The sequence below is a fragment of the Fibrobacter sp. genome (assembly GCA_012523595.1).
Classification (GTDB): Bacteria; Fibrobacterota; Chitinivibrionia; order Chitinivibrionales; family Chitinispirillaceae; genus JAAYIG01.
This window is the reverse complement of the sequence record JAAYIG010000088.1, coordinates 1-2291: the sequence shown is the minus strand read 5'-3', so window position 1 is coordinate 2291 and position 2291 is coordinate 1. Positions and strand designations below refer to the sequence as shown.

The following is a 2291-nucleotide window of genomic DNA, read 5'->3' as shown; positions in this document are numbered from 1 at the left end:
TGGGCTAAGTCTGGAAAAGACTGCTTTAGCGGTCAGGAAATCAAAGGGCTGTGTTTACAGTACCTGTGCACATTTCAAGGCTTCTGGGTTAAGCTGGCCATTACCGCCAGATATCACAGATGAACAGCTTGAAAGGGCTGTTTTTCCGGAAAAAACACCTGCATTGCCAGAAAACTCCAAAGCACCTTTGCCGGATCTGGCATACATTGAACAGGAGCTGGCAAAAAAGCATGTAACAATTCAGCTTCTTTATCATGAGTACAAGCAGCAGTATCCTGATTGTATGAGTCAGGCTTCTTTCTACCGCTACATCAAAACAAACAGAAGTCCAAAGCTTAGTATGCACCTGGTGCATAAAGGTGGAGACACACTGTATTCGGACTATTCTGGCGATGGATTGTTTTACGTTGATCGTGAGACTGGTGAGATACATGATGTAGACGTTTTTGTTACAGCACTTGCAGCAAGCAGCTATACTTATGCGGAAGCATCCGATTCTCAAAATGATAGTTGTTTTTCCATGTCCCATGTGCATGCTTTTGAGTTTTTTGGTGGTGTAACAGCCAGTATCGTACCAGATAATCTCAAAAGCGCAGTGACAAAAGCAAATCGTTATGACCCTGGTATAAATCTTGTGTTTTCCAAGTTTGCCGAGCATTATGGTACAGTGATCCTGCCGACCCGTACGGCTGCACCTCGTGATAAAGGATGTGTTGAGAGTGCTGTTCTTGTAGCGCAACGCTGGATAATTGCAGCTTTACGCAACAGGACATTTTTCTCCTTGTCTGAGATAAATCAGGCTATAGCCAAAGAATTGGATTTCTTAAATAACCGGCCTATGCGTGATTATGGTGGTCAGAGCAGAAAGCAGAGATTTCTGGAATTGGACAAACCTTATCTGAAGCCTTTACCGAAAAATCAATTCCGGATATCAGAGGTAAAACAGGATGTTGCTGTAGGTTTGAATTACCATATACAATTTAAAAAGCATTTCTACAGTGTACCATTTGCATTAGCCAAAAAGCGGGTTGATGTACACCTGAATGGGTCAACCATAGAGATATACCATAATGGGCAACATTGTTGCAGACATCAGTTCTCTACACGACAGGGAGGTTACACTACCAATGCCGAGCACATGCCTCCCAGTCATGCTTTTGTACATGGTATGCGACCAGAGTGGTTTATTTCTAAAGCATCTGAAATCGGTCCTTCCACTGCTTCTATGGCTGAAGCGATAATGAAAAAATGTGCACACCCTCAGCAGGGGTTCAGAGCAGTGCAGGGTTTGTTACGACTTGCAAAAATCTATCCCCGTGAGCGAATGGAAGCTGCCTGTTCAAGAGCACTTAGTCTTAGGGCGCACAGATATGTCGATGTAAAATCCATTCTGGAGCGTGGTTTGGACACACAGCAAATTATCTCTTTTCCACAGATCAAACCGGATATTCACGATAATATTCGGGGATCCAATTATTATTCAATTTCCTGAAAGGTACTATTATGCACTTGCAAACTGTTGTTGATCAACTTCGTTCTATGCGACTTACTACAATGGCAGAATCTCTTTTAACACGGATAAAAAACAATGAAACAGATGCGCTTGAACCATCCGAGTTTGTTGCATTACTTGTTGAGGATGAATACTGCGCTCGCCAGAGAAGAAAACTTCAGAGAATGATTGGACGAGCTAATTTTAAACCTGATCAGGCAACCATTGAAAACATTCTGTATGAACAGAATCGTGGTTTTACTAAAAAGGACATCATGTTATTTACTTCTACTGACTGGATAGAGAGTAACCGTAATGTCATATTGACGGGTCCAACCGGAAGCGGTAAAAGTTATGTAGCTGAAGCAATAGGCTATCGTGCCTGCACGATGGGTTATCCGGTATGGAAAATCAGATATGCTTTGCTTTTTGAAGAAATTCACACAGCAAAAGGTACTGGACAATATCTCAAATTTCTTGCCAAACTCTCAAAAATCAAAGTCATTATTATTGATGATTTCCTAATGAATGCAACAGATATTAAAGAGGCAGAAATGCTAATGGATATTATTGAACAGAAAGAGCAGACGGGTTCTATCGTCGTAACTACTCAATATCCGGTCCAATCATGGCATAAACGTATGCCTGATCCGACCATTGCCGATGCTATTTGTGATAGAATTATTCAGAAATCAATACAGCTTAATCTGAAAGGAGATTCCATGAGAAAAAAACAGCAAAATTCTCAACAAAAATGACCGGTTAGTCCGCATCAATTATCTTTAAACATTAATTAGCT

The 2291-nt window shown here is 41.2% G+C and carries 2 protein-coding genes; both read left to right on the top strand.

Annotation, left to right across the window (positions count from 1 at the left end; genetic code table 11):
- Nucleotides 1-1492 (top strand): IS21 family transposase (locus GX089_05475; GenBank protein ID NLP01924.1); only part of this gene is annotated, 1492 nt, incomplete at its 5' end.
- 11 nt (nucleotides 1493-1503) lie between these two features.
- Nucleotides 1504-2250: an ATP-binding protein gene (locus GX089_05470; protein ID NLP01923.1), complete on the top strand. Its 747-nt coding sequence runs from the start codon at nucleotides 1504-1506 to the stop codon at nucleotides 2248-2250.
- The last annotated feature ends 41 nt before the right edge of the window (nucleotides 2251-2291 follow it).